We start from the raw sequence: 15,891 nt of genomic DNA, 5'->3' as shown, positions 1-15,891 counted from the left end.
ATGTCCAAATTGAGCTATATAAATCAACACAGACGCGCTCATGATAGCGTTCCATACACATCAGAGAAAGCGCTCATGTGGCAATACGCCTTTCCGCTCCTGGCCGTCGTGATCTGGTCGGGCAACACCGTCGTCAGCAAAATGGCCGCCGGCACCATCGCGCCAGCCGAGATCAGCTTCTACCGCTGGTTGCTGGCAGCCATGCTCTTCACGCCGCTGGCACTGCGCCCCGTGGTGCGCAACTGGGCCGCGATCCGGCCCGGATTGGGGCGGATCGCCGTGCTGGGCCTGCTCGGCATGGTGGCCTATCAGTGCCTGGCCTACTATGCCGCCTACCTGACCACCGCCACGCACATGGGCATCATCGGCTCGCTCACGCCGATGATGGTGCTGGCATTGTCGATCTTGCTACTGGGGCAGGGCCTGACCGCCGGCGCCGTGGCGGGGTCCGTGCTGTCGATTACCGGCGTGCTGGTGGTCGTATCTTCCGGAGACCTGGCCAGCCTGCTGACCAGCGGCGCCAACCTCGGGGACGCACTGATGCTGCTGGCCATGCTGGCCTACGCGGTCTATGTGATCTTGCTCAAGCGCTGGAAGATGAAGGACGTGCCGGCGCTGCAAATGCTTTACCTGCAGATCGTCGCCGCCGTCATCGCGTTGCTGCCGCTATACCTGCTCACGCCAAAGATGGGCCTCTCGGCCGCCAATCTCCCTCTGGTCGGATTCGCCGGGCTCATGGCGTCGATGGTTGCACCGCTGGTGTGGATGCACGCCGTCGCCCGCATCGGGCCGAGCCGTGCGAGCATGTTCTTCAACCTGATCCCCCTGCTCACCGCGCTGATTGCGGCGGGCTTGCTTGGCGAATCGCTCGCGCCATATCACGCGGTCGGCGGGGTGCTCACGGTGTTGGGCGTGCTGCTGGCCGAGGTATGGACGGCGCCGTTGAGGCTGCAACCGGCTCGGCCGTAGCATCGGTTGGGGTAGTCAGGACGGTTGGACCAAGGTCGTCGTGGATGCCGCGCTCACACGGCGTCCGCCTTGTCCTGCTGTGTGCGCAGCACCGCTTCGGCAATGCCACCCTCAAGCTCTTCCAGGCCCTTGGACAGATCGCGCATGGTGGTCTCGGAGACGTTTTCCAGCACGTCCTGCAGAAATGCCGAGCGCAGCGGCAATGCCTGCTCCACAACGCCATGGCCGAGCGCCGACAGCGTGACATTGGTCACGCGGTTGTCGCGCTCGCTGGTGTTGCGCTCTACCCAGCCGAGCTCCTGCAGCGCCTTGAGCTGGCGCGTGAGCGCGCCCGGGTCCATGCCGACGCGGTCGGCAAGGGGCTTTTGCGCAATGGGCCCAGCATGGGCGTACAGCGCGGACAGAATGCGCCAACGCGGCAAGGGATGGCCGATGCGCTGCTCGAAAGCCGCGGCATAGGCCCGGTAAGTTCGCCCGAACTGCTGTAGCACAGCCAGGCTTTGACGCTCCAATTCCACTCCAATCTCCTGCTTGGGGCACCGTCACGCGACGGGCAACCTCCCTACATTATCGGCTAGCCCCGCGCCCTACTCCGTTGCCATGACCGGCTTGACGGCACGCTCCAGCTTGATCGGCGGCACCCGCCGCGAACGCCACAGGCCCAGCACCGCAATCACCGCGGCCAGCGCCAGCCCCATATGGATGGCGCCAACCAGCGACAGCCGGGCCTGCTCCAGCAACAGGGCGCCATTGTGCCCGGCCGCCTCCAGCTGCGACAGCAGGCTTGCCTGCGCCGCACGGTCGATCAGGATCTGCGGATCCGCCATGCGCGCCTGCCACTGCCCGGCACCAGCGCTCTGCAGCGCGTCGTGCACGCCACTGAGGTAACTGCGCGTGACCAATGTGCCCACCACGGCGGTACCGATCATGCCGCCGACCATGCGCAGCGACTGCAGCATCGCCGTGGCAATGCCCAGATGCTCGCGGCCCGCGGTCTGCTGCGCGAACACCGTCAGGTTGGGCATGATGAAGCCGAGCCCGAAGCCACATAGCAGCATCATGCCCAGCAACAAATGGTGCGACATCCCGCGCGTCGCCTGGGACAGCCCGAGACAAGCCAGCGCCAGCATGCCGAATCCCGCATACAGCATATTGTTAGGCTGGCGGATGCGGGTGATGATGCGCCCATTGATGATGCTGCCCACCGTGATGCACACCACCAGCGGGGTCACCAGCACGCCCGCCTCCTTCGGCGAATAGCCAAAGCCCCCCTGGAACAGCAGCGGCGCGTACAGCAGCAACGAGAACATCGCGAAGCCGACGAACACGGCCAGCAGGAACAATGGCGCCAGCCCGGGATTGCGGAACATCTCCAGCGGCAGGATCGGGTTCGGCGTGCGGCGCTCCCATTGCCATAACCCAACCAAGGCACACACCGACATCACCAGCAAGCCGCCGGTGACCAGCCCGAACCCACGCTCGGGCATCAGCTCCACGCACAACTGCAAGCCGCCCAGCCCCACGCCGATCAGCGCCGCGCCGAGCCAATCCACCTTGATCGCGCCGGTATTGGTCTGCTGGCGCAAGTGCGGCAGGTAGCGCCAGGCAAACCACAACCCCAGCAAGCCCACCGGCAAGTTCACATAGAACACCGAGCGCCAGCCATAGGCCTCGGTCAGCACGCCGCCAAGCGACGGCCCCACCGCGTTGGCAATGCCGAACGCCGCGCTCATCATCACCTGCCAGCGCAAGCGCACATGCGAATCGGGGAACAGGTCAGGGATACAAGCAAACGCAGTGCCCACCAACATGCCACCGCCAATGCCCTGCAGGCCGCGCGCAAGCACCAGGAACGGCATGCTCGTTGCCATGCCGCACAGCGCGGAAGCCAGCGTGAACACGACGATGGACACCATCACGAAGGGCTTTCGCCCGTAGTAATCGCCCAGCCGCCCGAAGATCGGCACCGTGATCACCGACATCAGCAGATAGGCCGTCGCCACCCAAGCGTAGTACTCAAACCCCTGCAGCTCCGCCACCACGGTCGGCAGCGCGGTGCCGACCACGGTCTGGTCAAGTGCCACCAACATCACCACGAACGCGATACCCAGCATGGCCAGCAAGGACTCGCGGAATGGCAGCACCTGCCCGCTGCTATGCGCCTCGTGAGGCTGCGAAATCATTTTATTGTTCCATCAATGATTGTGTAGTCAAGCATTATAGGACAGGGTTAGCGGCCCGGTGATAGAGATTGAGAGATTGCGATCGATGAAAATCAAGTCTGCTGCCGGCAGATACAGTTGTCCGGCTTGGTGACGACTAAACCTTGGGCCCGCTGCTTCGCCGGATCCGAAACCGAGTGGGAAGCCGAACTACAGGTGCAACCGGAATCTGCGCCGCGCCATCAGTGGCATGGACGGGCAAAAACCTTCAAGCCTAAACCACCCCATACCGCGCAAGAAACATCGCAACCGCCGAATCCACCACCTGCCGCTGCATCGCCGCATCCAGCGGGGGCTGTCCCATGGTGATCTGCGGCCAGAAGGCAAACGCCTTGATCAGCGCCTGCAGCTGACAAGCGGCAAAGGCGGGATCCGCCGCTTTCAGCTTGCCGTCGGCCTGGGCCGCGCGTATCCAGACATGAATGCCCTCTTCCCGCTCGCCCAGCCTGGCGACCATTTCCCTCGCCCGCTCTGGCGAGTGGATGGTCTCGGCGATGGCAACGCGTGCCAGGTCCATGAAACTGGCGTTGTTAAGCATGTTCATTTTCAGGCGCACCAGCTCGCGCAACTGCGCATCCACCGGCTGGTCGCTCGCGTAAGCCATGTCAAGTTCGCCCTGGCTGCTCTCCCATAGCTGGGAAAGTATCTCGGCAAACAGTTCGTCCTTGCTGGCGAAGTGGTTGTACACCGTGCGCTTGGAAACCGCTGCCCGGGCGGCGACCTTGTCCATGCTGGTGACTTCGAAGCCGTTGTCGCGGAACTCGGCGATGGCGGCCTGAATGATGGCTTCGCGTTTGCGATCCGTCAGGCGTTGGGCTGGGGGCATAGCGTTCCTGGGGGGCCTTGGCGTTGGGGAAAGCGGTTATTTTACACTGACAAGTTTACTTTCCATAAAATGGAAACTACACTGTGCAGTACAGTTTTTGCAAATCGAAGCTGGATGGATCGGCCCCCGCCGCTTGCCCTGCCCCCTCCCCACTTTGGATCCTGATTGCCATCATGACCAATCATTCGCCCCGCCCCGTCAGCCGCCAGAGCTACACCCAGTCGCCGGAATCGCGCGCGAGCCAGGCTCGCGCCCTGGCCGGGCCGCCCAAGGGCGGCTTGCTCAAGACGCTGGGCATCGCCTGGCGCTTTCTCTTCGACAAGCCCGCGGACACCCAGCCCGCCGGCCCGGTTCCGGTGCAAACGCTGACGCAGGCTGACCTGCTCGCCGCGCCGGACAACACGGTGTTTCGGCTTGGGCATTCCACCGTGCTGCTGAAACTACGCAACGCTTTCTGGATCACGGATCCGGTCTTTAGCGAGCGCGCTTCGCCGGTGCAGTGGGCTGGCCCGCAGCGGTTCCATCAACCGCCGATCGGCATCGACGCCTTGCCGCCCATCAAGGCCGTGATCCTCTCGCACGATCACTACGATCACCTGGACCATGCGGCCATCATGGCACTGGCGGACAAGACCGAGCACTTCCTGACGCCGCTCGGCGTGGGGGATCGCCTGATCGACTGGGGGATCCCCGCAGGCAAGGTGAGGCAGCTCGACTGGTGGCAAACCACCGAGGTGGAGGGCGTGCGTTTTGTCGCGACACCGGCGCAGCATTTTTCCGGGCGAACGCCGTTTGACGGCAACCGTACGCTGTGGGCGTCTTGGGTGATTCTGCACACCGATCTGCGTGTGTTCTTCAGTGGCGACACGGGCTACTTCGACGGCTTCAAGCGTATCGGCGAGCGCTATGGCCCATTTGATCTCACACTGATGGAAACCGGCGCCTACGACGTGAACTGGCCCGCCGTGCACATGCAGCCTGAGCAGACCCTGCAGGCGCATATCGACCTGAATGGCAATTGCCTGCTGCCGATTCACAACGGCACCTTCGACCTGGCCATGCACGCCTGGCACGAGCCCTTCGACCGCATCATCGCGCTGGCCGCCGCGCGCGGCGTTTCAGTCAGCACGCCGCGCATGGGCGAGGCCGTCAGCATCCTGCAAGCGCACAACGCGGATCGCTGGTGGCTGGACGTGAAGACGCGCCGCAACCGCAAATCGATGCCTGCCGCAAGCCCGCGCATTCTCAACGAACAGCCCTGAGAAAAGCAATGTCGGGCGCATGACGGCCAAACGGCAGGCCTGGGCCACGCCAAACTCACAATCGCATCACGGTGTATCATGGCTGCGTTGCAGGCTTCGCGCCTGCATCAGCGTTCTCAGGGCGGGGTGAAAGTCCCCACCGGCGGTGATGGCGATTTTTTCGCATAAGCCCGCGAGCGCCCGGTTCTCCTCGAAGTCTCCGAGAGCCGGGGTCAGCAGATTCGGTGCAACTCCGAAGCCGACGGTCATAGTCCGGATGAAAGAGAGCGCGATGTTTCTGTTCCCCGCCCCGTCTCCCGGCGCCGGGGGACTAAACTCGTGCGCCCTGATTCTGGTAACCCACTCTTCTGAAGAAGGCCATGAATCAGTTAGTTTCTCCTGTCCAGCGCGACCACCGCGACCTCCAGGACACCGCACCCGTCAATCCGGCCTGGCGCTTTGCGTTTATCCACGCGCAATGGCATGCGGATATTGTTCACCAGGCCCGCGACGCCTTCCTCGCTGAAATGGCCGCGCGCGGCGTAGCGCGCGAGGCAGTGGACGTGATTGAAGTGCCTGGCGCGTTCGAGATCCCGCTGCATGCACGCAAGCTGGCGGACACCGGGCGCTATGCGGCGATCGTAGCGTCGGGCTTTGTCGTCGATGGCGGCATCTACCGCCACGAGTTTGTCGCGGACGCCGTCATCAGCGGCCTGATGCGCGTGCAACTCGATACGCAGGTGCCCGTGCTCTCCGCCGTGCTGACGCCGAAAAGCTTCCACGATCACGAAGACCACCGCAAATTCTTCAGCGAGCACTTCGTCGTGAAGGGCCGCGAGGCGGCGCAGGCCTGCATCAAGACCGTGGAAAGCCTGAGCAAGCTGGCGGCGTGACCGGATCGGGCCCGCGCCAGGGCTCGGGGGCGCGGCGCGCATCTTCAGAGAATCAGTACGTCTCCAGGTGCAGCCGCCCGTCCTTCTTGAGCGCGGCGCCCACCGTGTCCCACGACAAACCCGCCTGCTGCGCCACGTCCCGCAAGGCCAGCACCACGCCCTCCTCCATGCTCTTGAGCCCGCAGACGTAAAAGCAGGTGTTCGGGTCCGCCAGCAGCGGCCCCAGGTCGGCCGCGCGCTCGCGCATCACGTCCTGCACATAGCGCTTGGGCTGCCCCGGGGTGCGCGAGAACGCGAAGTTGATATCGATGAAGTCCTTGGGCAGGCTCTGCAGCGGGCCGAAGTAAGGCAGCTCCTCCTGCGTGCGCGCGCCGAAGAACAGCATCAGCTTGCCGCCCTCGAACTTGCCGGACTTGCGCAGCCGCCGGCGCCATTCCGTCATCGCGCGCATCGGCGCGCTGCCGGTGCCCGTGCAGATCATCACGATATGGGAGCGCGGATGGTTGGGCATCAGGAAGCTCGCGCCAAATGGCCCGATCACTTCCACCTTGTCGCCCACCTGCAGGTCGCACATATAGTTCGATGCCACGCCGCGCACGGGGTTGCCTTGGTGGTCTTCCAGCACGCGCTTGATGGTGAGCGAGATATTGTTGTAGCCCGGCCGCTCGCCATTGCGTGGGCTGGCCAGCGAATACTGGCGCGCATGGTGCTGGCGGCCGCTGGCATCCACGCCCGGCGGCACGATGCCGATCGATTGGCCTTCCAGCACCGGAAACGGCGCGGTGCCGAAGTCCAGCACGATATGGTGCGTATCGTAGTCGCGCCCGACCTCGGTGACGCGCGCATTGCCAACCACGGTGGCCGTGACGGAGCGGGCGGCGGCCTTGGCGCCGTAGAGGTTGGTATAGGCGTGCGCGGCCGACCACGGCGGCACGGTGGCGCCGTACTGGGCGCTGTTGAAACCGTCTTCGTCGGTGACGGCCGCTAGCGATGACGCCGGGGCGGATTCGAGAAGCGGCTCGGCATCCGCCGCCACGCCTTGCGCGGCAAGCTGCTCGGAGGAAAGCTCGTCAGGCAACGTGTCCCAGCCAAACTGCTCCACGATGCCGTAGGCCTTGGCGCGCGGCATGGTGCGCCAGTTGTCGATCGAGCCGGTCGGGCATGGCGAGATGCAGGCCATGCAGCCGTTGCACTTGTCCGCGTCGACCACATAGTTGCGCGCATCGTGGGTGATGGCCGCGACCGGGCAGGTGGCCTCGCAGGTATTGCAGCGGATGCAGATCTCGGGGTCGATCAGGTGCTGCCTGATGACCTGGATGTCGGACATGTCCATGGCGAACTCCGGGGGTGATGCGACCCCTGTGGCCGGGGCCTTTTGCCGCGGGAGCCCACCGGGCCCCCGCCTTCTTGCGATTCTTGCCTTTCGATTTCTGGCTTTCGACTCGCGACGCTCAGTTGAAGCGCACGTACTCGAAATCCACCGGCTGGCGGTTGATGCCCATTACCGGCGGCGCGATCCAGCCGGCAAACTTGCCGGGCTCGACCACGCGGCCCATCAGGCTGGCCACATAGGCGCGGTCAGTCTCGCTAGGCAGCCACTGGTCGACATTGGCTTTCCATTCCGCGTCCGAAATCACCCGGCCATCCGGCGAGATCTTCACGCCGGAGAGCGCGCCGATATTGCGGTGGAAGGCTTTATGCGGGACCTTCAGGCGCAAAGGGATGCCAGCCTTGTCGATCACGCGGTTCCAGCGCTCCACGCCGGCCACGCTGTCCTTGATGTAGTCGTCTCGCAGCACTTCGTTGAGCGCGTTGAGCATCGGCACTTCCTTTTCGATCAGCTGGCCGCCGCTGGCCTGCAGGACCTTGTAGGTCTGGCCCTTGAGCACGTGGTCGTCGGCGCGCTTGCCTTCTTCGTAGCGGCCCTTCAGGCCGGTGCTGTAGAAGGTCGCGGCGTTGCTCGACTCATCCGCGCCGAACAGGTCGATGGTCACGCTGTAGTGGAAGTTCAGGTAGCGCTGGATGGTCGGCAGGTCGATCACGCCGGCGGCGCGCAAGCGGGCCGGGTCGTCGGTCTTGAGCTCGTTCATCACCTGGCAGGTGCGCTGGATCACACGCGAGACGCCGCTCTCGCCGACGAACATGTGATGCGCTTCCTCGGTCAGCATGAACTTGGTGGTGCGGGCGAGCGGATCGAACGAGCTTTCGGCCAGCGCGCACAACTGGAACTTGCCGTCGCGGTCGGTGAAATAGGTGAACATGAAGAACGACAGCCAGTCCGGCGTCTGCTCGTTGAACGCCTGTAGGATGCGTGGGTTGTCTTGCTGGCCGCTGCGGCGCTCCAGCAGCGCTTCGCCTTCTTCGCGGCCGTCGCGGCCGAAGTACTTGTGCAGCAGGTAAACCATGGCCCACAGGTGGCGGCCTTCTTCCACGTTGACCTGGAACAGGTTGCGCAGGTCGTACATGCTCGGCGCGGTCAGGCCGAGGTGGCGCTGCTGCTCCACCGATGCGGGCTCGGTATCGCCCTGCGTGACGATGATGCGGCGCAGGTTGGCGCGGTATTCGCCGGGCACGTCCTGCCAGGCGTCTTCACCCTTGTGGTCGCCAAAGTGGATCTTGCGGTTGGCCTCGGCGGGGTTCAGGAAAATGCCCCAGCGATAGTCCGGCATCTTCACGTGGCCAAAGTGCGCCCAGCCTTGCGGGTCGACGCTGATGGCGGTGCGCAGGTAGATGTCGAAGTCCTGCGAGCCATCCGGGCCCATGTCGTTCCACCAGCTCAGGTAATTGGGCTGCCATTGCTCGAGCGCGCGCTGCAGCGTGCGGTCTTCGCTGAGGTTGACGTTATTGGGGATCTTGTCGCTGTAGTTGATGCTGGACATCATGGTCTCCGGGCTGGCTATGCGTTGGATGCGGCGTGTTCGGGTTCGGGTTCGGGTTCGGGTGCGATATCAACGATATCGGCGGTGTCAGGTCAGACGCGGTTCCAGTCGAACGCGGCCTTGTCGCCCTTGCCGTAGACCTTGAGCGCGCCCTTCTCGCCCACCGCGTTGGGGCGCTGGAAGATCCAGTTCTGCCAGGCGGTGAGCCGCCCGAAGATGCGGGTGAACATGTTTTCCTGGCCGTTGAAGCGCAGGTTGGCCTCCATGCCGGTGAGCGCATCCGGCGACATGGCCGCGCGCTCTTCCAGCGCGATGCGCACTTCATCGGTCCAGTCGATGTCGTCGGGGTTGGCGGTCACCAGGCCCACCGCGAATGCGGCGTCGGCGTCCAGGGGCTGGCCGGCCTTGGCGCGCACCGCGTCCAGCGCCGGCTGCTCGTCGTAAAAGCGCCGTCCCAGGCGGCTCTGACCCGTCACCATCGGGTACAGCCCGAAATTGGTCTCGGCCACGGTGATCCTGGGCGCGCGCGCCTCGTCGTCCGGCAGCGCCAGGTGGTAGCTGCGGTCGCACGCCAGCGCCAGCTCCAGGAAGGTGCCGGCAAAGCACGAGCCCGGCTCGATCAGCGCGAACAGGCTGCGCGAGGACAGATCCAGGCGGGAGAACGTGCGGCGCAGCAGGCCGATGGTTTCGCGCACCAGCCAGTGATCCTGGTTGGCGAGCAACGTGGCGTCCATGGCCAGCACGTTGGCGGCGTCGCCTTCGGACTTGATCAGCCAGGTGCCGATATCCAGTTCGTTGGTGCGCATCGACAAGATGGCGTCTTCGAGTTCGCGCGCCAGTTGCAGCGGGTACCAGGCGGCGCCGGCCTCGGCGATGGCGGCGACGCTCGTCGGCTGCGTGGCGGATGGGCCCTTCACGGTAAAGGTAGCCTTGCGGCCCGCGCGGTCGATCTCCACGGTGACGTAGGTGTAGCGCAGTGCGTCGGCCTCCAGCGTGCGCGCGAGCGGGGTCAGCGCCACGCCGCTGGCGTTGGCCGGGCGGTCGCTCTGCGCGGCCAGGGCCTGAGCGCGCTCCTGCACTTTTTGCGCAAAGACGGCGGGCTTGGCGATGTCGTCCACCAGGCGCCAGTCCTTAGCGCGCTGGCCACGCACGCCTTCGGTGGTGGTGCAGAAGATATCCGCAAGGTCGTGGCGCACGTGGCGCTTGTCGGTCACGCGGGTCAGGCCGCCGGTGCCGGGCAGCACACCCAGCAGCGGCACTTCGGGCAGGCTCACGGCGGAGGAACGGTCGTCGACCAGGATGATCTCGTCGCAGGCCAGCGCCAGCTCGTAGCCGCCGCCGGCGCAGGCGCCATTGACCGCGGCGAGGAACTTCAGGCCGCTGTGCTTCGACGAATCCTCCAGCCCGTTGCGCGTCTCGTTGGTGAACTTGCAGAAGTTCACTTTCCAGGAATGGCTGGAGACGCCCAGCATGAAGATATTGGCGCCGGAGCAGAACACCTTGTCCTTGCCGCTGGTGACCACCACGGTACGCACCTCCGGATGCTCGAAGCGGATGCGGTTGACCGCATCGTTGAGCTCGATGTCCACGCCGAGGTCGTAGCTGTTGAGCTTGAGCTTGTAGCCAGGACGCAGGCCAGCGTTCTCATCGATGTCTACCGCCAGCGTCGCTATGGGGCCGTCGAAGGTTAGCTTGAGGTGCTTGTACTGGGACGGATCAGTCTGGTATTCGACGCGGGGGGCGGTAGTCATGGCTGTGTCTCCTCAGCGATCAAGCACAATAGTGCATGGATTGGGTTTTGGTTGAAGAACTATAGTTCATGCACCAAAACTCAGTCAAGCAATATTGTGCATCTACCGATCAAGGAGTCAGAGCGGCAGTTGCAATGCGTAGCGCACGCGCTCGCGCAGCGCCAGGAAGGTGGGCTCCAGCGGCTCGGCGCTGGTGTCGACGCTGAACTCCGCCTTGGAATAGAAGGCCGCGCGGCCAGCCAGGATATGGCGCAGGTCTTCCATGGCCTCCTTGCTGGCGGCCATCGGGCGGAAGTCGCCCTGGGCGCGCACGCGGTTCATGTGATCTTCCGGGCTAGCCTGCAGCCACACCGTGGTGCAATGGGCCAGCAACAGGTTGAAGGTGGCAGGGTCGGACACAAGGCCGCCAGGCGTGGCGATCACCGCTTCGGGATAGATCTGGATGGCTTCCTCCAGCGCGCGCCGCTCATAGCGGCGGTAGGCGTTCATGCCATACAGTCCCTGGATTTCGGAGATGCTGCAGCCGGCGAACTTCTCGATCTCGCGGCTGAGTTCCACAAAGGGAAAGCCCAGGTCCTCGGCCAGCATGCCGCCCAGCGTGGACTTGCCGGCGCCGCGCAGCCCGATCAGCGCCACGCGCGGACTGCGCGCGGCGTTGCCGCCGCCGGTGCCGAGCATCTCGCCGACCGCAATGCGCACGCGGCGCAGCGTGCCTTCGTCGCGGTGTTCCAGCAGTTCCCGGATCAGCAGCCATTCCGGCGATGAGGTGGACACATCGCCAAGCAATTCGGCCAGCGAGCAGTGCAGCGCCGAGGCGATCTGCAGCAGCACCAGGATGGAAGCATTGCCACTGCCGTACTCCAGGTTGGCCAGGTGCCGCTCCGAAACCCCGGCGGCCAGCGCCGTGGCCTTGCGGGTCAGCCCCCGGCGCGAGCGGAGCTCACGCACGCGCTCGCCCAATGCGGCGAGAAAGGCGTTTTTCTCCACCCCGCCGGCTTCCGCGGCGCTACCGTTGCCTGGCGCGGCATCGCCGTCCTGCTCGCCGGCAGTCTCCCGCGTTAACCCGGGAACATGCAATATAGTGCTTGACATGATTTCGTGATGGCTCTATGTTTCACACATGCACAATAATGCATGAAGCGCGGGTATGCAACCCGGCTGAGCCTAACGGAGCCCCTTCCATGTCCCCCACCGAATTGCGCGAGCAGATCGCGCGGCTCACGGCCCGCATTGCTGGCCGCCCACTCGATGCCGCCCTGGATACCTGGCTGAATGCCGAGCATGGCGCAGGCAGCGCCACTTACAGCGAACTCAAGGCGGCCTGCCAGGCTGGCGTGGCCGAGGGCTGGCTGTGCAACCGCGAGGGCGGCGGCATCCGCTATGGCCGCATCTTCAAGCCGGCCGACGACCTGCACGGGTTCTCCGTCGACGTGGTCGACATGCAAGACATCGCCGGGCCGCATCACACGCACCCCAATGGCGAGATCGACCTGATCGTGCCGATCGACGCCGCCGCCGAGTTCGACGGCCGCCCCGCTGGCTGGCTGGTCTGCCCGCCGGGCAGCGCACACCGGCCCACCGTCAGCCACGGCCGCGCGCTCGTCCTTTACCTGCTGCCCGACGGCCGCATCGACTTCACCCGCTGAGATTGCCTTCATGACCGAACTGCTTTCCAACTATCTTGGCGGCCGCTGGCAAGCCGGCTCCGGTGCCGGCGCGACGCTGTCCGACCCTGTACTGGGCGATGCGCTGGTGCGCGTGGATGCCACCGGGCTCGACCTTGCCGCCGGCTTCGCCTTTGCGCGCGAGCAAGGCGGCGCCGCCTTGCGCGCCATGACCTACCGCGAGCGCGCCGCCATGCTGGCCGCCGTCGTCAAGATCCTGCAGGCCAACCGCGATGCCTATGACGAGATCGCAACCGCCAACAGCGGCACCGTGCGCAACGATTCCGCCGTGGATATCGATGGCGGGATCTTCACGCTTGGCACCTATGCCAAGCTCGGCGACGCGCTAGGAGAGCGGCGCTACCTGATCGACGGCGATGCCGCGCGGCTCGGCAAGGACCCGCTGTTCCAGTCGCAGCACGTGCTGGTGCCCACGCGCGGCGTGGCGCTATTAATCAACGCCTTCAACTTCCCGAGCTGGGGCTTGTGGGAAAAGGCCGCACCGGCACTGCTGGCGGGTGTGCCCGTGATCGTGAAGCCCGCGACAGCCACCGCCTGGCTGACCCAGCGCATGGTCAGGGACGTGGTGGACGCTGGCGTGTTGCCGCCCGGCGCGCTGTCGGTGGTATGCGGCAGCGCGGCCGGATTGCTGGACCAGCTGCAGCCGTTCGATGTGGTCTCCTTCACCGGCTCGGCCCAAACCGCCGCGCTGATCCGCTCGCATGCGGCGGTGACGCAGCGCTCGGTGCGCGTCAATATCGAGGCCGACAGCGTCAACTCGGCCCTGCTGCTGCCCGGCGAAGCCGCCGGCAGCGAAGCGTTCGACCTGCTGGCCAGGGAAGCCGCGCGGGAGATGACGGTCAAGTCCGGGCAAAAATGCACGGCCATCCGCCGCATCTTCGTGCCCGAGACGCTGTATGGCGCTGCCGCCGATGCCATCGGCGCGCGGCTGGCCAGGGTCACCGTGGGCAATCCCCGCCATGAAGCGGTGCGCATGGGCGCGCTGGTCAGCCGGGCGCAACTCGCATCGGTGCGCGAAGGGCTGGGTTACTTGCAAGCCCAGGCCGAGGTGCTGCACGACGGCGCGACGCACGCGCTGGTCGATGCCGATCCGGCCGTGGCCTGCTGCGTCGGGCCCACGCTGCTGGGTACGCGCGATGCGGACGCTGCCGATCGCGTGCACGACACCGAGGTGTTCGGCCCCGTGGCCACGCTGGTGCCCTACCGCGATAGCGCCCACGCACTGGCGCTCGTGCGCCGGGGCCAGGGCTCGCTGGTGGCATCGCTCTACGGCAGCGATGCCGATGCGCTGGCCCAAGCCGCCGTGGAACTGGCCGACAGCCATGGCCGCGTCCACGTGATCTCACCCGAAGTTGCCCAGCTGCATACCGGCCACGGCAACGTCATGCCGCAATCGCTGCACGGCGGCCCGGGCCGCGCAGGCGGTGGCGAAGAACTGGGCGGCTTGCGCGCGCTGAATTTCTATCACCGGCGCAGTGCCGTGCAGGCAAGCACCAGCGTGCTGGCACAGCTTTAATGCACCACCGGCACCGCCACCACCAGCACCACCAGCACCAGCACCGCCACGGCAGACCCACCAAAACATCGATCCATCGATCCGTCGATAGGGGGAGACAAGCATGACAGCCGAACCACAAGTCCAGCCACCCGGCACGCCGTTCAACTTCGCCCAGCACCTGATCGCGTGCAACGCGCAGCGCCCCGGCAAGACCGCCTACATCGACGACCACGGCACGACGCGCTACGGCGAACTGGCCGAGCGCATCCGCCGTGTTGCCGCCGCGCTGCTGGCCAGCGGCATCCACCGGGAAGAACGCGTGCTGCTGCTGATGCACGATGGCAACGACTGGCCGGTGTGCTTCCTCGGCGCGATGTATGCCGGCATCGTGCCGGTGGCGGTCAACACGCTGCTCACCGCCGACGACTACGCCTATATGCTGCAGCACAGCCGCGCGCAGGCCGTGCTGGTATCGGGCGCGCTGCTGCCCGTGCTGCAGCAGGCCATGGCCCAGGGCGGCCACGAAGCCGGGACCGTGATCGTCTCGCGGCCCGCCGGTCCGCTGCCCGATGGCATGATCGCCCTCGAAGCGTGGATCGAGCGCAACGCGCCGCTAGCCGCGCCGGCCAGCACCGGCCCCGACGATCCCGGCTTCTGGCTCTATTCGTCAGGCTCCACCGGACGCCCCAAGGGCGTGCTGCACAGCCAGGGCAACCCGTACTGGACTGCGGAGCTCTATGCCAAGCCCGTGCTGTCACTGGGCGAGGCCGACATCTGCTTCTCGGCCGCCAAGCTCTACTTTGCCTATGGGCTCGGCAATGCCCTGACCTTCCCGCTGAGCGTGGGCGCCACCGTGGTGCTGATGGCCGAGCGGCCAACCCCCGAGGCCACGTTCAGGCGCTGGCTGGACTATCAGCCGACCGTGTTCTTCGGCGCGCCGACCGGCTACGCGGGCATGCTCGCCGCGCCCGGGCTGCCCACGCGCGAGCAGGTCTCGCTGCGCCTGTGCTCCTCCGCCGGCGAGGCCTTGCCCGCCGACCTGGGCGAACGTTTCACCGCGCATTTCGGTTGCGAAATCATCGACGGCATCGGCTCGACCGAGATGTTGCATATCTTCCTGTCCAACCGCCCCGGGCAGGTTCGCTACGGCACCACGGGCTGGCCGGTGCCGGGCTATGCGGTGGAACTGCGCGACGAAGACGGCCACGCCGTGCCCGACGGCGATGTGGGCGACCTCTATATCCAGGGCCCGAGCGCAGCGCTGATGTACTGGGGCAACCGGGAAAAATCACGCGAGACCTTTCGCGGCGGCTGGACCAAGAGCGGCGACAAATACGCGCGCAACGCCGACGGCAGCTACAGCTACGCCGGGCGCAGCGACGACATGCTCAAGGTCAGCGGCATCTATGTCTCCCCGTTCGAGGTGGAAGCCACGCTGGCCCAGCACCCCGCGGTGCTCGAAGCCGCGGTGATTGGCGTGCCCGACGACGCGGGCCTCACCAAGACCAAGGCCTTCGTGGTACTCAAACCCGGCGCGCAGGTCAGCGAGACGGAGCTGAAAGCCTTCGTCAAGGAACGGCTGGCGCCATACAAATACCCGCGCATCATCGAATTCATGGACGCGCTGCCGAAGACGGCCACGGGGAAGATCCAGCGCTTCAGGCTGCGCGAGATGGAAGGCGCGCCGGCGTGAGAAACAATGTGGGAGCACGCCAGCGCCCAACGGCATAACAAGCGCCCGCCCTCTCCCCCGGCCCCTCTCCCACAAGTGGGAGAGGGGAGCCAACCAGCGGCAAGATCAACCAACTGTGGTAGCCGTGTTTCCCGCCCGAAGGGGCGGGAAACACCCAAGCGCGATGCGAAGCGAGCCGTCAAGGTTCACCTAGGCCGTATGGGGCGCCTCGGGATTCGGCGAAAAGAGCGGAAA

13 protein-coding genes and 1 riboswitch are annotated in these 15,891 nt (G+C 65.6%); of the genes, 6 read left to right on the top strand and 7 right to left on the bottom strand.

Features of this window, described 5'->3' with window-relative positions; translation table 11 throughout:
- Positions 1 to 75: 75 nt before the first annotated feature.
- Positions 76 to 969: a DMT family transporter gene (locus tag AC07XB_RS26860; protein WP_492828948.1), complete on the top strand. Its 894-nt coding sequence runs from the start codon at positions 76 to 78 to the stop codon at positions 967 to 969.
- Between the two features lie 53 nt (positions 970 to 1,022).
- On the opposite strand, the gene AC07XB_RS26855 is transcribed toward AC07XB_RS26860, so the two are convergent.
- The 3 genes from AC07XB_RS26855 to AC07XB_RS26845 form a co-directional block, all read right to left on the bottom strand.
- The gene (locus tag AC07XB_RS26855) at positions 1,023 to 1,487 is read right to left on the bottom strand and encodes a MarR family winged helix-turn-helix transcriptional regulator (protein WP_492372605.1); all 465 of its coding nucleotides are present in this window, start codon (positions 1,485 to 1,487) and stop codon (positions 1,023 to 1,025) included.
- Between the two features lie 69 nt (positions 1,488 to 1,556).
- Positions 1,557 to 3,152 carry an MFS transporter gene (locus tag AC07XB_RS26850; protein WP_492372604.1) on the bottom strand — a complete coding sequence of 532 codons (1,596 nt, stop codon included), beginning with the start codon at positions 3,150 to 3,152 and terminating at the stop codon, positions 1,557 to 1,559.
- A gap of 253 nt (positions 3,153 to 3,405) precedes the next feature.
- Positions 3,406 to 4,017: a TetR/AcrR family transcriptional regulator gene (locus tag AC07XB_RS26845; protein WP_492372616.1), complete on the bottom strand. Its 612-nt coding sequence runs from the start codon at positions 4,015 to 4,017 to the stop codon at positions 3,406 to 3,408.
- 173 nt (positions 4,018 to 4,190) lie between these two features.
- Between AC07XB_RS26845 and AC07XB_RS26840 the strand changes: the two genes are divergently transcribed.
- Both AC07XB_RS26840 and AC07XB_RS26835 read left to right on the top strand, forming a co-directional pair.
- Entirely contained in the window at positions 4,191 to 5,279 is a 1,089-nt protein-coding gene (locus AC07XB_RS26840; RefSeq protein WP_492828950.1) for an MBL fold metallo-hydrolase, read from the top strand.
- A gap of 108 nt (positions 5,280 to 5,387) precedes the next feature.
- Positions 5,388 to 5,551, top strand: a riboswitch (FMN riboswitch).
- An 87-nt stretch (positions 5,552 to 5,638) separates the two neighbouring features.
- Positions 5,639 to 6,151, top strand: coding sequence for a 6,7-dimethyl-8-ribityllumazine synthase (locus AC07XB_RS26835; RefSeq protein WP_416051634.1), 513 nt, complete (start codon positions 5,639 to 5,641; stop codon positions 6,149 to 6,151).
- Between the two features lie 52 nt (positions 6,152 to 6,203).
- Here AC07XB_RS26835 and boxA read toward each other — a convergent pair whose 3' ends face one another.
- The 4 genes from boxA to AC07XB_RS26815 form a co-directional block, all read right to left on the bottom strand.
- Complete coding sequence (gene boxA / locus AC07XB_RS26830) at positions 6,204 to 7,484, bottom strand: benzoyl-CoA 2,3-epoxidase subunit BoxA (RefSeq protein ID WP_492828952.1); 1,281 nt, start codon at positions 7,482 to 7,484, stop codon at positions 6,204 to 6,206.
- A gap of 118 nt (positions 7,485 to 7,602) precedes the next feature.
- A complete protein-coding gene (gene boxB / locus AC07XB_RS26825; RefSeq protein WP_174424313.1) occupies positions 7,603 to 9,030 on the bottom strand; it encodes a benzoyl-CoA 2,3-epoxidase subunit BoxB in 1,428 nt (475 codons plus the stop codon).
- A 92-nt stretch (positions 9,031 to 9,122) separates the two neighbouring features.
- Complete coding sequence (gene boxC, locus AC07XB_RS26820; protein WP_492828954.1) at positions 9,123 to 10,781, bottom strand: 2,3-epoxybenzoyl-CoA dihydrolase; 1,659 nt, start codon at positions 10,779 to 10,781, stop codon at positions 9,123 to 9,125.
- A 117-nt stretch (positions 10,782 to 10,898) separates the two neighbouring features.
- On the bottom strand, positions 10,899 to 11,873 hold the full coding sequence (locus tag AC07XB_RS26815) for a helix-turn-helix transcriptional regulator (protein ID WP_492376637.1): 975 nt from the start codon (positions 11,871 to 11,873) through the stop codon (positions 10,899 to 10,901).
- A gap of 89 nt (positions 11,874 to 11,962) precedes the next feature.
- Here AC07XB_RS26815 and AC07XB_RS26810 point away from each other — a divergent pair, with 89 nt between their 5' ends.
- From AC07XB_RS26810 to AC07XB_RS26800, 3 genes are all read left to right on the top strand, one after another.
- Positions 11,963 to 12,427: a DUF4863 family protein gene (locus tag AC07XB_RS26810; RefSeq protein WP_492828956.1), complete on the top strand. Its 465-nt coding sequence runs from the start codon at positions 11,963 to 11,965 to the stop codon at positions 12,425 to 12,427.
- Positions 12,428 to 12,437: 10 nt separating this feature from the next.
- Positions 12,438 to 13,982, top strand: a complete 1,545-nt coding sequence (locus AC07XB_RS26805; protein ID WP_492376635.1) for a 3,4-dehydroadipyl-CoA semialdehyde dehydrogenase — start codon at positions 12,438 to 12,440, stop codon at positions 13,980 to 13,982.
- A 103-nt stretch (positions 13,983 to 14,085) separates the two neighbouring features.
- Positions 14,086 to 15,657, top strand: a complete 1,572-nt coding sequence (locus AC07XB_RS26800) for a benzoate-CoA ligase family protein (RefSeq protein WP_492828958.1) — start codon at positions 14,086 to 14,088, stop codon at positions 15,655 to 15,657.
- Positions 15,658 to 15,891 lie beyond the last annotated feature (234 nt).

It is taken from the genome of Cupriavidus sp. GW821-FHT02F09 (assembly GCF_059421605.1).
This window is presented reverse-complemented; position numbering and strand designations above follow the sequence as displayed.

Bases quoted from the DNA above. Each gene is read 5' to 3' on its own strand.
- AC07XB_RS26860 (WP_492828948.1), top strand. From the start codon at position 76: ATGTGGCAATACGCCTTTCCGCTCCTGGCCGTCGTGATCTGGTCGGGC.
- AC07XB_RS26850 (WP_492372604.1), bottom strand. From the start codon at position 3,152: ATGATTTCGCAGCCTCACGAGGCGCATAGCAGCGGGCAGGTGCTGCCA.
- AC07XB_RS26845 (WP_492372616.1), bottom strand. From the start codon at position 4,017: ATGCCCCCAGCCCAACGCCTGACGGATCGCAAACGCGAAGCCATCATT.
- AC07XB_RS26840 (WP_492828950.1), top strand. From the start codon at position 4,191: ATGACCAATCATTCGCCCCGCCCCGTCAGCCGCCAGAGCTACACCCAG.
- AC07XB_RS26835 (WP_416051634.1), top strand. From the start codon at position 5,639: ATGAATCAGTTAGTTTCTCCTGTCCAGCGCGACCACCGCGACCTCCAG.
- boxA (WP_492828952.1), bottom strand. From the start codon at position 7,484: ATGGACATGTCCGACATCCAGGTCATCAGGCAGCACCTGATCGACCCC.
- boxB (WP_174424313.1), bottom strand. From the start codon at position 9,030: ATGTCCAGCATCAACTACAGCGACAAGATCCCCAATAACGTCAACCTC.
- boxC (WP_492828954.1), bottom strand. From the start codon at position 10,781: ATGACTACCGCCCCCCGCGTCGAATACCAGACTGATCCGTCCCAGTAC.
- AC07XB_RS26815 (WP_492376637.1), bottom strand. From the start codon at position 11,873: ATGTCAAGCACTATATTGCATGTTCCCGGGTTAACGCGGGAGACTGCC.
- AC07XB_RS26810 (WP_492828956.1), top strand. From the start codon at position 11,963: ATGTCCCCCACCGAATTGCGCGAGCAGATCGCGCGGCTCACGGCCCGC.
- AC07XB_RS26805 (WP_492376635.1), top strand. From the start codon at position 12,438: ATGACCGAACTGCTTTCCAACTATCTTGGCGGCCGCTGGCAAGCCGGC.
- AC07XB_RS26800 (WP_492828958.1), top strand. From the start codon at position 14,086: ATGACAGCCGAACCACAAGTCCAGCCACCCGGCACGCCGTTCAACTTC.